The sequence below is a fragment of the Arthrobacter sp. 49Tsu3.1M3 genome (assembly GCF_900168135.1).
Classification (GTDB): domain Bacteria; phylum Actinomycetota; class Actinomycetes; order Actinomycetales; family Micrococcaceae; genus Arthrobacter.
Genome location: NZ_FUZD01000017.1, coordinates 54,988 through 70,361, shown reverse-complemented (window position 1 = coordinate 70,361; position 15,374 = coordinate 54,988). Strand labels below are relative to the sequence as shown.

Here is a 15,374-nt window from a genome sequence, read left to right as displayed (position 1 = left end):
GGCAGCCTCCGGATCGTCCTGTGTGACGCAGAATATGGCGGATCGCGGTACCAACAGCTTGAAGCGAGAGCTCAAAGGGTGTTGGCTTGGAGTAATGGAAATCACTAGTGCCATTGAAAACATGAAGCAATTCAAAAAGCATAGGAGCAACACGTGAGCGAGGCCGACGCCGCCACTTCGGTAAATGTGGCGGAGAAACTGGGTTTCAAAGACGGGGACCTGATTCAGGAATTCGGTTATGACGACGATGTCGACTTCGACTTGCGGGACGATATCGAAGATCTCACGGGCTCTGAGCTTCTCGATGAGGACGATCACGAGGTCGTCGATGCCGCTATTCTCTGGTGGCGGGCAGGTGACGGAGACCTTGTGGACACGCTGGTCGATTCGCTGACCACTCTCACCGAGGGCGGCGTTGTCTGGGTCCTGACTCCCAAGTCCGGCCGGGACGGCTACGTCTCGCCCGCGGACATCCAGGACGCCGCGCCCACCGCAGGGCTCCACTACACGACCTCCGCCGGCGTCTCTAAGGACTGGAGCGCCACCCGGTTGGTCACGCGGAAGAACAAGTGACCCAAGCGGTCCAGCACGAGGCCTCCGGGCCGGGCTCCGCCGTGAGGCCCGTTCCCGGCGTCGGCGATGCCGCGCCGGATTTCGAGCTCGCCAATCAATTCGGCGAACCGGTGCGCCTTTCGGACTTCCGCGGCCGCAACGTCGCCATAGTCTTCTACCCGTTCGCCTTCTCCGGCATCTGCACCGGGGAACTGTGCGAAATCCGGGACAACCTGGCACTGTTCGAGGATGCCGACGCCGCCGTACTGGCAGTCTCGGTGGACAGCAAATTCGCCCAGCGCGCCTACGCCGAAAAAGAAGGCTACGGCTTCGACCTGCTCGCCGACTTCTGGCCGCACGGGGCCGTGGCCTCGGCTTACGGCGTGTTCGACCCTGACAGCGGCATGGCGCTGCGCGGCACCTTCATCATCGACGCGGCGGGAATCGTCCGGTACGTCGTCGTGAATCCGCGCGGCCAGGCCCGGGACTTCGCCGAATACCGGGCGGCCCTCGCGGGACTCGGCGGGAGCTGATCCGGTGAGGCAGCGGCGGCCAGGAATCGGCATGACCGGATTTGCCAGCCTCCCGCCGGTTACGGCCGCCGGGAGCGCCGCGGAACTCCAGCGCACCGAACTGGAGGCCCTGCAAGACATCCACGATCTGCTGTCCGGGGAGCAGTTCGCCGTGTTGACGGGCGCCGGCCTGAGTACGGATTCAGGCATCCCGGACTACCGCGGGCCCGGCTCCGCGCCGCGGACCCCCATGACCTACCAGGAATTCATCGGCGAGCCGGGAAACCGGCAGCGCTACTGGGCCCGCAACCACATCGGCTGGTCACATCTGCGCAGGGCGGATCCGAACGACGGCCATGCCGCTGTAGCCCGGCTGGAGCAGCGTGGGCTTCTCACCGGCCTCATCACCCAAAACGTTGACCGGCTCCACGAGGACGCCGGCAGCGTCAACGTCGTGGACCTGCACGGCCGGTTCGACCAGGTGGTGTGCCTGGACTGCCACCGGCGGTTCAGCCGCCGGATGCTGGCCGGTGTCCTGGAAGAACTCAACCCCGGGTTCCTGGAACGGGCACAGGCGGCCGGGGTGGTTGAAATGGCACCGGACGCCGATGCCGCCGTCGAGGACACCGAACTGATTGGATCGTTCGTCGTCGCCCGCTGTCCGGCCTGCGGCGGCACCCTGAAACCGGACTTCGTGTACTTCGGGGAAAACGTGCCCAAGGACCGGGTGGAGCGCTCCTACGCCATGGTCGACGCCGCCCGGGCGCTCCTGGTGGCCGGCTCGTCGCTCACCGTGATGAGCGGCCTGCGTTTTGTCCGCCACGCGGCGAAGCAGGGCAAAGCCGTGGTCATCATCAACAGGGGCCCGACCCGCGGGGACGGCCTCGCCACCATCAAGCTGGAGGCGGGCGTCAGCGGGGCCTTGACCTGGCTCGCCGCCGAGCTGCCGCCCCTGTAGCGACGGCCGGGCCGATTGGCGCTTGGCTGGTGACATCCGGTACAGTAGCTGTTCGTTGGTTGAAGCGCTGAGGCGCGGATACCGCGGTTTGGGTCTTTAGCTCAGCTGGTAGAGCGCCACGTTTACACCGTGGATGTCATCGGTTCGATCCCGGTAGGACCCACCACAGAAAACCCCGCTTTTGCGGACCACGCGGTCCGGCAAGGCGGGGTTTTGTGCGTCCAGGCGGCGGATGCTGCCCGCCCCGAAAATGTCAGGGCTCCGCCTTACTGTGACGGGCATGGAACACGTGATGGTGAAAACCGGCCCGGACGGGCGGCCCCTGGCGGTAGTGCGCGGGGGCCGGGAATGGTTGATCGGGGCCGAGCCCGTGCGTTGGTTCGAGCGGGTCAGCTGGTGGGAGGCCGAGCGGCGGATGCCCAAGGGCCTGAGCCGCGTGGATGTCGAGGTCTGGCAGGTCCAGGCGAGGCTCGGCCGCAACCGTGGATCGGCACTGACCACCATGGAACTGATCCGGGACGGCCTCGGCGGTGGCTGGCGGCTGCGGGGGGCCGTTGCGGACGCCGCTTAGGCTGGCTGCGCGGGCAACAATCGGCCGGCCCGGCGCGCTCAAAAGGGGACCCGGGACCCTGGAATCACCCGGGCATTGGAAAAGCCTTCCACCGCGACTATTGGGGGATGCCGCGGTGGAAGGCTTGTAATGAATATACCGTGAACGCTTGGAAATGTGAAACACGGGCGGCGTTTCTGCGCGCCAGAATTACGCCAGTCGATGGCCTAATCGCGGGCCCCAAGATTCCGCCGCCTAGGATGTTTTCATGACCGCCACGAGTGCCCGCCGAATCGCCAGAGTCCGCCCCCTTTCCCCGGCTGCCGGGGACGAATACTTCTTCGTTGCCAACGACGCGGCGGACTTCGGCAGTGCGGCGGGCAAGGCGTGGACGGTGACACCCTCCCCGTTCCCGGGTTCTGCTGCCAATGCCGGCAGCCTGCCCCGCGGCGGTTGGGAGGCCGGCGCGACGGTGGAGGAAGCGTCGTTCACGTTCCTCGCGCCCTGTGTCCCGGCCAACGTCCTGGGCATGGCGCACAATACCGGTGCCGCCGGTCGCGGGCTTCCGCCGCAGGCCTTCCACAAGGCGGCCACCAGCGTGGTCGGCCCGGGGGACGCGGTTGAACTCCGGGCCGGCGTGGGCCGCGTCGAGCCGGAGGCCGAACTGACCCTCGTCATCGGGAGCAGGGCCCGCGGACTGACCCCGGGCAACGCCATGGGCGCGGTCCTGGGCTACACCATAGGAAATGATGTCTCCGCCAGGAACCTGCAGGAATCCGATGAGCTGTGGATCAGCGCCAAGAGCCAGGACACGTTCACGCCCGTGGGGCCCTGGATCGTCACGGACCTGAATAGTGACGACCTGGCGATCGGCATCAAGCACAACGGTCGGGACCTCGAGGCCGCCAGCTCCGCCGACCTTGGCTGGAAGGTGGAGGAAATCCTCACCTATCTCACATCCTTCATGACCCTTCACCCGGGTGACCTGGTGCTGACGGGATTCCCCGCCGAGTGTGCGCCGATCGCTCCCGGCGACACCGTCACGTGCCACATTGCCGGCATCGGCGAACTGACGAACCCAGTGGTGTCTGCCGCCTGAGGGTCAGAGGTTCCCCGACGAGGCCCACCGACCGGGGAGCAGTGGATGCACGGACCCAGCCGGTCCCGGTTCAGGTTTACAGACATTATGATGGTTAGTGTTCAGCTGACTGAACGGCATTCGAACGAGTGACGCGGCGACTTGCGCGCGATACCTGAAGGAGAATCATGGCCGATTCCCGAGTTTCCCGACCCTCCGACGGATTGGGGAGCGCGTCACCGGCACCGGCTGTCACCCGTGCCGCCGCCGTGCTGGAAGCCCTGGCGGCATCCGCGACCGGACGCCTCACGCTGAGCGATCTGTCCCGGGAACTGGGAATCCCGAAGTCCTCCACCTCCAACCTGCTGCTAGCGCTCGAGGAGGCGCGGCTGATCAGCCGCCACGGCGCGGAGTTCACCCTCGGCCGGAAGCTGGTTGAGCTCGGTGCTGCCTACCTCAGCCGCCTCGACGAGGTCCAGGAGTTCTACCGCTTCTGTGAACAGGCCCCGACGCTCTCGGGAGAGACTGTCCGGATCGCCATGCTGGACGGAACAAATGTCATCTACCTCGCCCGCTACGAAGGGCACCCGGCGGTGCGCCTGACGTCCAATATCGGCGACAAGATGCCGGTGTCCCTCTGTGCCGTGGGCAAGGCCCTCATCGCGCGGCTGCATGACCACGACGTCGAGGAGATGTTTCCCGACGACGCGGCTCTTCCGGTCCTGACGCCGAAGTCGCTGCGCACGGGCGCCGAGCTCAAGGCGCAGCTCGAGCTCATCCGGGAGCAGGGGTATGCGTTCGAGGACGAGGAATCCACCACCGGCGTCGTGTGCCTGGCCGTCGCCGTCCCGACCCGGGGCGCACACGGGCCCAGCCTCGGCCTCTCGGTCACCGCGCTGAAGGCGACTTACTCGGAGGAGCAGGGCGCCATGATGGTGAAGGAACTCCAGGACCTCGCCCGGTCTCTCGGCAATCCCATGGGCTAAGGGCCCGCGTCGCGGGGCGTTTCGGGTCGCCCGGAATAAATCTGATTATTCATTGGCTAGGCGATCACCATGCTGTACGCTGTTCAGCATAGTGATCGACTCCTTGGGGTTGCTCACACCCACCAGACCAACGGGGGTCTGGAGTGTTCTTGAGGGAGTGCTTGTGACAACTAGTACTAATACACCGCTCGCTGAAGCGGACGGCGCCGTCGTCGATCCGGAACAGCTGCGACGGGCAACGCTTGCCAGCTCTGTGGGCTCCGCGCTGGAGTACTACGACTTCTACATCTACGGCCTGGCCTCGGCCCTGATCTTCGGCCCGCTGTTCTTCAAACCGCTCGGCGAGGACGGGGCCCTGATTGCGTCCTTCGCCACGTACGGTGTGGGCTTCGCGGCCCGGCCCTTCGGCGGGATGGTCTTCGGCTATATCGGCGACCGGTTCGGCCGCAAGATGGTCCTGATCCTCACCATCGGCCTGATGGGGACCGCCAGTTTTGCCATCGGCCTGCTGCCGACGTACGAACAGGCCGGCATGCTCGGCGCCGTTCTTCTGGTGACGCTGCGCATCCTGCAGGGACTGGGTGCCGGCGCTGAACAGGCCGGCGCCACCACGCTCATTTCCGAAGTCGCGCCGCGCCGCCGTCGTGGCTTCTTCGCCTCGCTCCCGTTCGTCGGCATCCAGCTGGGGACCCTGCTCGGCGCCGGAACGTTTGCGCTCATTGCCATGGCAGACAAGGCCGTCCTGGAAGGCTGGCTGTGGCGGGTGCCCTTCCTGGCCAGCGTGCTCCTGGTTGTGGTGGCCATCTTCATTCGGCTCCGCCTGAAGGAAACGCCCGTCTTCCAGGAACTGGAAAAGCACAAGAACGTGGTCAAGAACCCCATCGGCCAGCTGTGGAAGCACTCAAAGAAGAACGTGCTGATCGGCATCGGCCTGCGGATGGGCGAAAACGGCAACTCCTCGATCTACTCCGCCCTGCTCATCGCGTTCCTGGCCGCCAAAGACGGCGTTTTTCCCGGCGACAAGTTCATCGGTCCGGTCGGCCTGCTGATCGCCGCGGGCTTCGCGGCCGTCATGGTGATCACGTTCGGTGCGCTGTCCGACAGGTTCGGCCGGGTGCCCGTCTACCGCTACGGCGCGCTGTTCCAGGCGCTCATCGCGCTGCCGGCGTTCTACCTGGTGACGCTGGGCAACGTCACGCTGGTTTGGATTGTCATGGTGGTGGGCATCGCCCTCGGCGTTCAGTCCATGCTCGGCCCGCAGTGCCCGCTGCTGCCTGAACTCTTCGGCTCGCAGTACCGCTTCACCGGCGTGGCCATGAGCCGGGAGCTCTCCGCCGTCCTGGCCGGCGGCCTGGTCCCGCTGGTCGGCGCCGCGCTGCTGGCCGCCACGGACCATTCCTGGCTGGTGCTCGCCATCTATTCGCTGGTCCTGGCACTGATCTCGTTCGTCACCACCTTCTTCACGCCCGAGACGGTGGGACGCGACCTTCTCCTGACTGAGGACGCGCGCTAGGCGGTATCCGGGCTGCAGACCCTCCGTCCGCGCCCCCAGGCCGTGGCCCCTTTCCGTCCAGGAAGGGGCCACGGCCGTTTCTGCGATACGGAAAGCGTCCGGCGACGCCGCCTCGCCCAACGCAAAGGGCGGCCCTGCCGTTTCCGGTGGGCCGCCCTGTGCGCGCTGCGGCGCTGATGCACTGCGAAAGAGTGGACTCAGTAGAAGTGCACCGTGTCCACCAGGTGGGGGAGTTCGCCGCCGTCGAGGTAGGTCCGCAGGTTGCTGCAGAAGCGTTCGGTGATCAGCCGGTTTTCGGCGGCACTGAGCGCCGAGGTGTGCGGGGACACCATGACCCTGGGGTGGGTCCACAGCGGGCTGTCCTGCGGCAGTGGCTCCACGGCGAAGACATCGAGGCAGGCATAGGAGACCTGGCCGTTGCCCAGGGCCTCCAGAAGCGCCTCTTCATCCACCACGGTGCCGCGGCCCACGTTGACGAAGACCGTTCCGGGCTTCATGGCGGCGAAGACGTCGCGGCTGAAGAGTTTCTCGGTGTACGGCGTGCCGGGCAGGGTATTGACGACGGCGTCTGCGGTGCCCAGCAGGCCGGCGAGGCCGTCGTTGTCCGTGACCGCCTCGATCCCGTCGATGGCCTCCACGGTCCGCTTGGTCCCGCTGACGCTCATGCCCAGGGCGCGGGCGATCCGTGCGGTCTCGAGCCCGATCTCGCCGAGTCCGGTGACCACCAGGCGGGAGCCGTTGACCAGGCGGGTGGGGGTGCGGAGCTCGGGCCAGAGCTTGGCCGCCTGGTCCTGGGCCAGTTCTGCGCTGCGCTTGAAGCCGTTGAGGATGCCCAGGGCGGCGAACTCGGCGAGCGGCAGGGCGTGCACCCCGGCCGAGGTGGTAACCCTGAACTTCTGCAGCGTCGCGGCGTCCAGCCCCGATGCCTTCACGGCACCGCCGGCGCCGGCCGCCATGGCATGGATCCACTCAAGCCGGGGATTGCTGCCGGCGATCCGGGCGAGGCCTGCCGGGCTTTCGTTGGGGAGCCCGTACAGGACCTGGGCCTTGTTGAGCATGTCCCAGTAGCGCTCTTCCTGCTCCGCCGTCCGGCGGAAGTCCGGGTCGCCCGCATGGTCGGCGGGAAAACGTTCCGGCGGCAGGAGTTCGGGGTCGTAGAGGACGGTCACGGACGGATCTACGGCACGGATGCGGTCCACCAGCTCTGCTTCGAGCGGGACGGCGATCGCGACGGTGGTTTGGGTCGTCATAGTGTTCATCATACTGAATGGAGGCTAGGATGCTGAACAGAATTTCAAGATTAACCACGACGAAGTGAGGCAACGCATGGAGATCGACCGCAGAGAGGCCGGGTTTGTCGGCCTCGGCCTGATGGGCGCGCCGATGGCCGCCAACCTCCTCGCCGCCGGATGGACGGTCACCGCCTGGAACCGTTCGCCGGCGGCGCTGGACGCCTTCGAGGCCCTGGGCGGCTCGCGTGTAGACAGGGTCGAGGCGCTTCGCGATCAGCCCGTCATTGTCTTCATGCTGCCGGATCTGTCCGACATTGAGGATGCGAGTGCCGCGCTCCTGACCGGCTGGGCCGCCAGCCCGCCTGCGCCCGGAACCGCCGTCGTGGTCATGAGCAGCGTGTCGCCGTCCGGCGTGCGGGACTTCGGGGCACGGGTCGCGGAGGCGAGCGGAGGCAACGCCGTCGTCGTCGATGCGCCCGTCAGCGGCGGCACCCAAGGCGCGGCGGACGGGACCCTCGCCATCATGGCGGGCGCCAGCGACAGCGACTTCCGCCGGCTCCTGCCGCTCTTCGGCGCGATGGGCAGCACCGTGCGGCGGCTGGGACCGCTGGGATCGGGGTCGCTCGCCAAAGCGTGCAACCAGCTGATCGTGGGAACCACGACGGCGGCGCTCGCCGAGGCCGCCGAGCTCGCCGAACGCTCCGGCATGGAGGTGCCCGCCCTTTACGAGGTGCTCGCTGGCGGGCTGGCGGGCAGCCGGGTCCTGGACATCGTGGGGCCACGGCTCGCCGCCAGGGACTACGAGCCCACCGGGCCCGCCAAGTTCATGCACAAGGACCTCTCCTTCGTGCTCGAGAGCGCCGCGGCCGCGGGGGCCGCAGTGCCGATGGCGGCCGCCGGCGTCGAGCTCTACGCGGCTCTGCTGCGCCAGGGGCTGGGCGACCGGGACCTCGCCGTCGTGCGGCAGGCCATCGCCAATCTCAGCGGCAGCGGCACCCGCAGCGCAAGTGCCGGTGGAACCGCCAAGATCACAGCCAGCACGACAGCCAACACAGCAGCAAAGACCAATGAGGATCAGTGAACCATGAGTGGACTTTTTGACCTGACCGGGCGCGTGGCCCTGGTGACCGGTTCGAGCCGGGGGATCGGCAACGCCCTGGCCCGGGCCCTGGCCGACGCCGGCGCCACGGTGGTGCTCAACGGCATCAACCCCGAGCGGCTCAAGGCCGCCGAGGCCGCCATGGCCGCGGACTACGCGCCGGGCCGGGTGCACAGCTGCGCCTTCGACGTCACCAGCGACACCGGGGCCGCCCGGGGCATCGCCTGGGTGGAGGAGAACGTGGGCCCGCTGGACATCCTGGTCAACAACGCCGGCATCCAGCACCGGGTCCCGATGCTCGAGCTCGACGTGGCCGACTGGGAACGCGTCATCTCCACGGACCTGACCAGCGCGTTCCTGGTGGGACGGGAAGCGGCCCGGCACATGATCCCGCGGGGCCGGGGCAAGATCATCAACATCTGCTCGGTCCAGACCGACCTCGCCCGGCCCACCATCGCGCCCTACATCGCGGCGAAGGGCGGCCTGCGGAACCTGACCCGGGCCATGACCGCGGAATGGGCCGCCTCGGGCCTGCAGATCAACGGGATCGCGCCGGGCTACATCCACACCGAGATGACGCAGAACCTCGTCGACGATGAGCAGTTCAACGCCTGGATCCTGGGCCGGACCCCCGCGCACCGCTGGGGGACCGTGCAGGACCTGGCCGGACCCGCCGTGTGGCTGGCCTCGGACGGGTCGGACTTCGTCAACGGCCAGACCATCTTCATTGACGGCGGAATGACGGTGGTGGTCTGATGGACGGCGTGGCAGCGGTTCCGGCCACGGCCGCGGCGGTGGTGGCCCACGCCGCGGGCGACCTGCGGATCGAGGACATCCCCGTGCCCGCGCCGGCGCCGGACGAGGCCGTCATCGACGTGGCCTTCGGCGGCATCTGTGGCTCCGACCTGCACTACTGGCTGCACGGCGCTGCGGGCGAATCCGTCCTCAAGGCCCCCATGGTCCTGGGCCACGAGATCGTGGGGACCGTGATCCGCGCCGCCGCTGACGGCTCGGGGCCGGGGCCGGGCACGGCCGTCGCGGTGCATCCCGCCACGCCCGGCCCGGGCGGCGCCCGGTACCCGGAAGAGCGTCCGAACCTGTCGCCGGGCTGCACCTATCTGGGCAGCGCCGCACGGTTCCCCCACACGGACGGGGCGTTCAGCCGCTACGCCGCGCTGCCGGCCCGGATGCTCCGGCCCCTGCCGGCGGGGCTGGACCTGCGGACCGCGGCCCTGGCGGAACCGGCCAGCGTCGCCTGGCACGCCGTGTCGCGCGCCGGGGACGTGGCGGGAAAGACGGCCCTGGTGATCGGCAGCGGTCCCATCGGGGCCCTGGCCGTGGCCGTGCTCAAACGCGCCGGCGCCGGCCGGATCGTGGCCGTGGACATGCACGAGCGGCCGCTGGAAATAGCCCGTGCCGTGGGGGCCGACGCGGTCCTGAAGGGGGACGACGCCGGGGCGATCGCCGCGGTGGAGGCGGACGTCGTCATCGAATCCTCGGGCAGCCATCAGGGCCTGGCCTCGGCGATCACGGGCGCGGTCCGTGGCGGCAGGGTGGTGATGGTGGGGCTGCTGCCTTCCGGCCCGCAGCCGGTCCTGATCTCCCTGGCCATCACGCGCGAGCTGGAGCTGGTGGGCTCCTTCCGCTTCAATGACGAAATCGACGACGTCATAGCGGCGCTCGCCGACGGCTCCCTGCGGGTGGACCCCGTAGTGACCCACACTTTTGGCCTGGACCGCGGACTGGAAGCGTTCGAGGTCGCCAGGAACGCGGCTGTCTCCGGGAAGGTGCTGCTGGACTTCAGGCCGGCCCCGGCGTGAGGAGCGCCGCAGTCGGGGCCCGGACGGTACGTGGCGGGTTAGTGGCGCTCGACCGGGACAAACACCCGCGGCTGGTTCTTCCAGCTCGGCTCCATCTCGGAGATGGTCTCGCGCATGATCCGGTTCGAGGCCTCCCGGGCGGCGGCGGCATCCCCGGCGGCGATGGCCTCGGCGACCTCCACGTGCCACCGCAGCGCCGTCTCGCGCGGGTGGTCCGGCATCAGGCCGTGGATGGTGCGGCCGGTCAGCGTCTCGGTCACCTGGCCCACCATGTTGGCGAACATCTCGTTGCCCGAGCCGGTCAGCAGCAGGGAATGGAACAGGATGTCCAGCTCAAGGAACCGGGGCACGTTCCCGGCCTGCCCGGCGTCGCGCATGGCGTGCGAGATCTCCACGAGTTCCCGGCGGAGCTCCTCGGGGGCGTTGGCCGCGGCCAGCTCGGCGGCCACCGGCTCGACGGCGGTGCGGAGCTCGGCCAGGGAGCGCAGCTGGGCGCCGCGGCCCTCACCGGCCAGCCGCCAGCGGATCACGAGCGGGTCGAAGGGGTTCCACCGGTTCGAGGGCAGCACCCGGATGCCGACCCGTTTGATGGTCTCCACCAGGCCCAGGGACTGGAGGACCCGGACCGCCTCCCGGACCACCGAGCGGGAGACCTTGAGTTCGTCCTCAAGGTGCTCGGCAAGCATGACGTGCCCGGCCGGAAGCTCGCCGGCCACGATCCGGGTCCCGAGGTGCTCAATGGCACGGTGGTGGAGGCTGGTTGACATAGTCGTAAGCATAATGCGGTGGGCCTGGTCCGGGCCGACCGGAAAGGCGGACGCCGGTGATCATAGACTGTTTATGACGCGCAGCATTCCGCTCCGTGGGCGCCGCTTTCCCGCGGCCCGCGGAAATACATATGGTTTAAGGACAGCCACAATCCTCAAGAGCGGGTTCCGCCCTCCGCGGCACGACCTGCCGAGTCCTAGATGAACGTCTGAGACGAATCGCCGTACACGTGGTCTACAGAAATCATCGTGTACAAAAATGAATTGGAGTTTTTGATGTCAGCACACATCGGTGTCACCGGCCTCGCGGTGATGGGGGCCAACCTTGCACGCAACCTGGCCCGGAACGGCTTCACCGTTGCCCTGCACAACCGGTCCGTGGAAAAGACAGACACCCTGCTTGCCAAGTACGGCGACGAGGGCGACTTCGTCCGCACCGAGACCCTCCAGGAACTCGTTGATTCGCTGGAGAAGCCGCGCCGCGTGCTGATCATGGTCAAGGCCGGCAAACCGGTCGACTCCGTGATCGAGCAGCTCGAGCCGCTGCTGGAAGCGGGCGACATCATCATCGACGCCGGCAACTCGCACTACGAGGACACCCGCCGCCGCGAGGCGGCGCTCGCCAAGAAGGACCTGCACTTCGTCGGCATCGGCGTCTCCGGTGGCGAGGAAGGTGCCCTCAACGGGCCCTCGATCATGCCGGGCGGTTCCAAGGAGTCCTACGACGCCCTCGGCCCGCTGCTGGAAAAGATCGCCGCGCACGTCGACGGCCAGCCCTGCTGCGCCTGGATCGGCACCGACGGCGCCGGCCACTTCGTCAAGATGGTCCACAACGGCATCGAATACGCCGACATGCAGGTCATCGGCGAGGCCTTCGACCTCCTGCGCTCCGGTGCCGGGATCGAACCGGCCGAGCAGGCCAAGATCTTCGAAGAGTGGAACAAGGGCGACCTCGCCTCCTTCCTGATCGAAATTTCCGCCGAGGTTCTCGGCCACGTCGATGCGAAGACCGGCAAGCCGTTCGTCGACGTCGTGGTGGATGCCGCCGGTCAGAAGGGCACCGGCCGCTGGACGGTCATCTCCGCCCTTGAGCTCGGCTCCCCGACGTCGGGCATCGCCGAGTCCGTCTTCGCCCGCGCATTGTCCTCCCAGGCCGAGCAGCGCGTGCTGGCACAGGAGCTGCTGGCCGGCGGCGAGGCCGCCGTCGAGGTCCCCGAGAGCTTCGTCGAGGACGTCCGCCAGGCGCTCTACGCCTCCAAGCTGGTCTCCTACGCCCAGGGCCTGGACATGCTCACCTCGGCGGCCAAGGAATACGGCTGGGACCTGAAGCTGGATGAAATCGCCTCGCTGTGGCGCGGCGGCTGCATCATCCGCGCGGAACTGCTCAAGGAGATCACCAAGGCCTACGCCGCAGCGGAGAAGCCGGCCAACCTGCTCTTCGCCCCGGCGTTCACCAAGGCGATCGCCGAGGTCCTCCCGGCCTGGCGCCGGGTGGTGTCCACCGCGGTGCAGCTCGGCATCCCCGTGCCGGTGTTCTCCTCCTCGCTGGCCTACTACGACGGCCTGCGCCGCAAGCGCCTGCCGGCCGCCGTCATCCAGGGCCAGCGCGACCTCTTCGGGGCGCACACCTACGGCCGCGTCGACGCCGAGGGCACGTTCCACACCCTCTGGGGCGAGGACAAGTCCGAGATCGAGGCAGTCGACACCCACTGACCCACCCCGTTCCGACGCGACGGCCGGTACTTTCCAGTTACGCTGGGAGGCGCCGGCCGTCCGCGTTTCCGCACCGCTCCCGCCCCCAGGAGTTCAGCGCCCAAGGAGTTCAACTCATGCCCCAGCCCGTAGCGTTTGTCACCGGTGCCTCCACCGGCATCGGCTTCGAAACCGCGAAAAAGCTTGCGTCGGCCGGCTTCACCGTCTATGCCGGGGCCCGCCGGGTGGAGCTGATGGAGCCGCTGAAGGCCTCCGGGGTCAAGGTGGTGGCGCTGGATGTGACCGATGAGGCCTCGATGAGCGCCGCCGTCGGGGAGGTGCTGGCCGCGCACGGCCGGATCGACGTCCTGGTCAACAACGCCGGCTACGGGACGTACGGTTCGCTCGAGGAGGTCGATTTGGCGGAGGGCCGGCGGCAGTTCGACGTGAACGTCTTCGGCCTGGCGCGTATGACGCAGCTCGTGATCCCCGCCATGCGGGCCGCCCGTGCGGGCCGGATCATTAACATCTCATCCATCGGCGGCAAAATGTACGAGCCGCTGGGCGCCTGGTACCACGCGACCAAGTTCGCCGTGGAAGGCCTGAGCGATTCGCTGCGGCTCGAACTCAAGCCGCACGGTATTGATGTGGCCGTCATCGAGCCCGCCGGGACGCAGTCCGAGTGGGGCGCCATTGCGGCGCAGGGGCTGCTGGCCAGCTCCGGAAACGGCCCTTATGCGGCCCAGGCCAAGGTGGTGGCGGCGGCGCTGGGCACCACGGACAACCCCGCAACGTCGTCGCGGCCCGAGCTTGCGGCCGAGGCGATCCTGCACGCCGCGACCGCCCGGCGCCCCAGGACCCGGTACCCGGTGGGTGCCAGCGCCCGCGGGATCCTGCTGCTGCGCCACCTGCTGCCGGACCGGGCATTCGACACCGTCCTGTGGAACATTTACAAGCGGTTCCCCGTCAGGGCTGCCTAGATACCCGGTTCAGCTGGGAGCCGGTCCGGAGCTTGTTCTAGATACGGTATTCGATCAGGTATTCGGCCGGGTCGACGGCGGGCTTGGTCTCGCGCTGCGCGTCGCGGTGCCGCCAGGTGGCCGGCACACCGGTGACGATTGATTCGGCCGGGGCGTCCTTGACCACCACGGCGTTGGCGCCGATGGCGCTGTCCCGGCCGATGGTGATGGGGCCCAGGATCTTGGCGCCCGCGCCGATCACCACACGGTCCTCGATGGTGGGGTGGCGTTTGATCTTGGCGAGCGAGCGGCCGCCGAGGGTCACGCCGTGGTAGATCATGACGTCCTCGCCGATCTCGGCCGTCTCGCCGATGACCACGCCCATGCCGTGGTCGATGAAGAAGCGCCGGCCGATCGTCGCGCCGGGGTGGATCTCGATGCCGGTCAGGAACCGGGCGAGCTGGGAGATCAGCCGGGCCGGGAACCGCAGCGCCGGGTTCTGCCACAGCCGGTGCGTCAGGCGGTGGAACCAGATCGCGTGCAGGCCGGAATAGGCGAAGAAGTTCTCAAAAGAACCTCGAGCCGCCGGGTCGTGGGACCGGGCGGCGTCGAGGTCTTCCTTCAGTCTTGCGAAGAAGCTCACAAAGACCTTTCTGGGCAATCGTGGGTCAGCGGACTTAGCCGCGGATGTCGTCGTACAGCACGGTGGAGATGTAGCGCTCACCAAAGTCGCAAACCACAGCAACGATGAGTTTACCGGCGTTCTCCGGGCGCTTGGCGAGCTCCAGGGCCGCCCAGACGATGGCGCCGGAGGAGATGCCGCCCAGGATGCCTTCCTTGATGCCGAGGTCGCGCGCGACCCGGACGGAATCTTCCAGAGTGGCGTCGATGACCTCGTCATAGACGTTGGTGTCCAGGATGTCGGGGACGAAGTTCGCGCCAAGGCCCTGGATTTTGTGCGGGCCCGGGGCGCCGCCGTTGAGGATGGCGGAGTCCTTCGGCTCGACGGCCACGATCTGGACCTCCGGCTTGCGTTCCTTCAGGACCTGTCCGACGCCGGTGACGGTGCCGCCGGTGCCGACGCCGGCGACGAAGATATCCACCTTGCCGTTGGTGTCGGTCCAGACTTCCTCGGCCGTGGTGCGGCGGTGGATCTCCGGGTTGGCCTCGTTGGCGAACTGCTGGGCCCAGATGGAGTTCTCCGTGTTGGCCACGATCTCCTGGGCCTTCTCCACGGCGCCGCGCATGCCCTCGGAACCGGGGGTCAGGACAATCTCGGCGCCGTACGCGCGCAGCATGACCCGGCGCTCGGTGGACATGGTTTCCGGCATGGTCAGGATGACCTTGTAGCCGCGGGCCGCGCCCACCATGGCCAGGGCGATTCCGGTGTTGCCGGACGTGCCTTCGACGATGGTGCCGCCGGGCTTGAGGGCACCGGACTTCTCGGCAGCGTCAACGATCGCGACGCCGATCCGGTCCTTGACGCTGTTGGCCGGGTTGTAGAACTCCAGCTTGACGGCCACGGTGGCGTCAAGGCCTTCGGTCAGCCGGTTCAGCCGGACCAGCGGGGTTCCGCCTACCAGCTGGGTTACATCGTCATAGATCGGTGCCATGTATGTATGCCTGTCTTTGAAGAGGGTTGACTGAGGTCAGCCT

16 protein-coding genes and 1 tRNA gene are annotated in these 15,374 nt (G+C 67.8%); 13 read left to right on the top strand and 4 right to left on the bottom strand.

Annotated elements, in window-relative coordinates:
• The first annotated feature begins 153 nt into the window (after positions 1 to 153).
• The 8 genes from B5X90_RS16090 (at position 154) to B5X90_RS16055 (ending at position 6,149) form a co-directional block, all read left to right on the top strand.
• On the top strand, positions 154 to 573 hold the full coding sequence (locus B5X90_RS16090; protein WP_018773429.1) for a DUF3052 domain-containing protein: 420 nt from the start codon (positions 154 to 156) through the stop codon (positions 571 to 573).
• On the top strand, positions 570 to 1,085 hold the full coding sequence (locus B5X90_RS16085; protein ID WP_079554772.1) for a peroxiredoxin: 516 nt from the start codon (positions 570 to 572) through the stop codon (positions 1,083 to 1,085). The genes B5X90_RS16090 and B5X90_RS16085 overlap by 4 nt, the downstream gene beginning before the upstream one ends.
• Before the next feature lie 31 nt (positions 1,086 to 1,116).
• Positions 1,117 to 2,022 carry an NAD-dependent protein deacetylase gene (locus B5X90_RS16080; RefSeq protein ID WP_079554770.1) on the top strand — a complete coding sequence of 302 codons (906 nt, stop codon included), beginning with the start codon at positions 1,117 to 1,119 and terminating at the stop codon, positions 2,020 to 2,022.
• Positions 2,023 to 2,112: 90 nt separating this feature from the next.
• A tRNA-Val gene (locus B5X90_RS16075) sits at positions 2,113 to 2,188 on the top strand.
• A gap of 114 nt (positions 2,189 to 2,302) precedes the next feature.
• On the top strand, positions 2,303 to 2,593 hold the full coding sequence (locus B5X90_RS16070) for a hypothetical protein (protein ID WP_026266430.1): 291 nt from the start codon (positions 2,303 to 2,305) through the stop codon (positions 2,591 to 2,593).
• A gap of 247 nt (positions 2,594 to 2,840) precedes the next feature.
• Positions 2,841 to 3,671: a fumarylacetoacetate hydrolase family protein gene (locus B5X90_RS16065; RefSeq protein WP_079554767.1), complete on the top strand. Its 831-nt coding sequence runs from the start codon at positions 2,841 to 2,843 to the stop codon at positions 3,669 to 3,671.
• A gap of 167 nt (positions 3,672 to 3,838) precedes the next feature.
• A complete protein-coding gene (locus tag B5X90_RS16060; protein ID WP_079554765.1) occupies positions 3,839 to 4,636 on the top strand; it encodes an IclR family transcriptional regulator in 798 nt (265 codons plus the stop codon).
• Between the two features lie 163 nt (positions 4,637 to 4,799).
• The gene (locus tag B5X90_RS16055) at positions 4,800 to 6,149 is read left to right on the top strand and encodes an MFS transporter (RefSeq protein ID WP_143264783.1); all 1,350 of its coding nucleotides are present in this window, start codon (positions 4,800 to 4,802) and stop codon (positions 6,147 to 6,149) included.
• A gap of 197 nt (positions 6,150 to 6,346) precedes the next feature.
• Here B5X90_RS16055 and B5X90_RS16050 read toward each other — a convergent pair whose 3' ends face one another.
• Entirely contained in the window at positions 6,347 to 7,411 is a 1,065-nt protein-coding gene (locus tag B5X90_RS16050) for a D-2-hydroxyacid dehydrogenase (protein WP_079554761.1), read from the bottom strand.
• A gap of 64 nt (positions 7,412 to 7,475) precedes the next feature.
• Here B5X90_RS16050 and B5X90_RS16045 point away from each other — a divergent pair, with 64 nt between their 5' ends.
• The 3 genes from B5X90_RS16045 to B5X90_RS16035 are packed head-to-tail and all read left to right on the top strand — an operon-like array spanning position 7,476 to position 10,300.
• Positions 7,476 to 8,462, top strand: a complete 987-nt coding sequence (locus B5X90_RS16045; protein ID WP_079554759.1) for an NAD(P)-dependent oxidoreductase — start codon at positions 7,476 to 7,478, stop codon at positions 8,460 to 8,462.
• Between the two features lie 3 nt (positions 8,463 to 8,465).
• Complete coding sequence (locus B5X90_RS16040) at positions 8,466 to 9,236, top strand: SDR family oxidoreductase (RefSeq protein ID WP_079554757.1); 771 nt, start codon at positions 8,466 to 8,468, stop codon at positions 9,234 to 9,236.
• Positions 9,236 to 10,300: an L-idonate 5-dehydrogenase gene (locus B5X90_RS16035; RefSeq protein ID WP_079554754.1), complete on the top strand. Its 1,065-nt coding sequence runs from the start codon at positions 9,236 to 9,238 to the stop codon at positions 10,298 to 10,300. The genes B5X90_RS16040 and B5X90_RS16035 overlap by 1 nt, the downstream gene beginning before the upstream one ends.
• Before the next feature lie 38 nt (positions 10,301 to 10,338).
• On the opposite strand, the gene B5X90_RS16030 is transcribed toward B5X90_RS16035, so the two are convergent.
• Positions 10,339 to 11,067 (bottom strand): FadR/GntR family transcriptional regulator, encoded by a 729-nt coding sequence (locus B5X90_RS16030; protein ID WP_079554752.1) that lies wholly within the window; start codon positions 11,065 to 11,067, stop codon positions 10,339 to 10,341.
• A gap of 276 nt (positions 11,068 to 11,343) precedes the next feature.
• Between B5X90_RS16030 and gndA the strand changes: the two genes are divergently transcribed.
• On the top strand, positions 11,344 to 12,780 hold the full coding sequence (gndA, locus tag B5X90_RS16025) for an NADP-dependent phosphogluconate dehydrogenase (protein ID WP_018773415.1): 1,437 nt from the start codon (positions 11,344 to 11,346) through the stop codon (positions 12,778 to 12,780).
• 116 nt (positions 12,781 to 12,896) lie between these two features.
• Positions 12,897 to 13,739, top strand: coding sequence for an oxidoreductase (locus B5X90_RS16020; protein WP_079554750.1), 843 nt, complete (start codon positions 12,897 to 12,899; stop codon positions 13,737 to 13,739).
• 37 nt (positions 13,740 to 13,776) lie between these two features.
• Here B5X90_RS16020 and epsC read toward each other — a convergent pair whose 3' ends face one another.
• Positions 13,777 to 14,361 (bottom strand): serine O-acetyltransferase EpsC, encoded by a 585-nt coding sequence (gene epsC, locus B5X90_RS16015; RefSeq protein ID WP_079554748.1) that lies wholly within the window; start codon positions 14,359 to 14,361, stop codon positions 13,777 to 13,779.
• A gap of 34 nt (positions 14,362 to 14,395) precedes the next feature.
• Positions 14,396 to 15,331: a cysteine synthase A gene (gene cysK / locus B5X90_RS16010; RefSeq protein WP_079554746.1), complete on the bottom strand. Its 936-nt coding sequence runs from the start codon at positions 15,329 to 15,331 to the stop codon at positions 14,396 to 14,398.
• Positions 15,332 to 15,374: the final 43 nt, after the last annotated feature.

Excerpts from the sequence above, each read along its gene's own strand:
- B5X90_RS16080 (WP_079554770.1), top strand. The coding sequence starts at position 1,117 with ATGACCGGATTTGCCAGCCTCCCGCCGGTTACGGCCGCCGGGAGCGCC.
- B5X90_RS16070 (WP_026266430.1), top strand. The coding sequence starts at position 2,303 with ATGGAACACGTGATGGTGAAAACCGGCCCGGACGGGCGGCCCCTGGCG.
- B5X90_RS16065 (WP_079554767.1), top strand. The coding sequence starts at position 2,841 with ATGACCGCCACGAGTGCCCGCCGAATCGCCAGAGTCCGCCCCCTTTCC.
- B5X90_RS16060 (WP_079554765.1), top strand. The coding sequence starts at position 3,839 with ATGGCCGATTCCCGAGTTTCCCGACCCTCCGACGGATTGGGGAGCGCG.
- B5X90_RS16050 (WP_079554761.1), bottom strand. The coding sequence starts at position 7,411 with ATGATGAACACTATGACGACCCAAACCACCGTCGCGATCGCCGTCCCG.
- B5X90_RS16045 (WP_079554759.1), top strand. The coding sequence starts at position 7,476 with ATGGAGATCGACCGCAGAGAGGCCGGGTTTGTCGGCCTCGGCCTGATG.
- B5X90_RS16040 (WP_079554757.1), top strand. The coding sequence starts at position 8,466 with ATGAGTGGACTTTTTGACCTGACCGGGCGCGTGGCCCTGGTGACCGGT.
- B5X90_RS16035 (WP_079554754.1), top strand. The coding sequence starts at position 9,236 with ATGGACGGCGTGGCAGCGGTTCCGGCCACGGCCGCGGCGGTGGTGGCC.
- B5X90_RS16030 (WP_079554752.1), bottom strand. The coding sequence starts at position 11,067 with ATGTCAACCAGCCTCCACCACCGTGCCATTGAGCACCTCGGGACCCGG.
- gndA (WP_018773415.1), top strand. The coding sequence starts at position 11,344 with ATGTCAGCACACATCGGTGTCACCGGCCTCGCGGTGATGGGGGCCAAC.
- B5X90_RS16020 (WP_079554750.1), top strand. The coding sequence starts at position 12,897 with ATGCCCCAGCCCGTAGCGTTTGTCACCGGTGCCTCCACCGGCATCGGC.
- cysK (WP_079554746.1), bottom strand. The coding sequence starts at position 15,331 with ATGGCACCGATCTATGACGATGTAACCCAGCTGGTAGGCGGAACCCCG.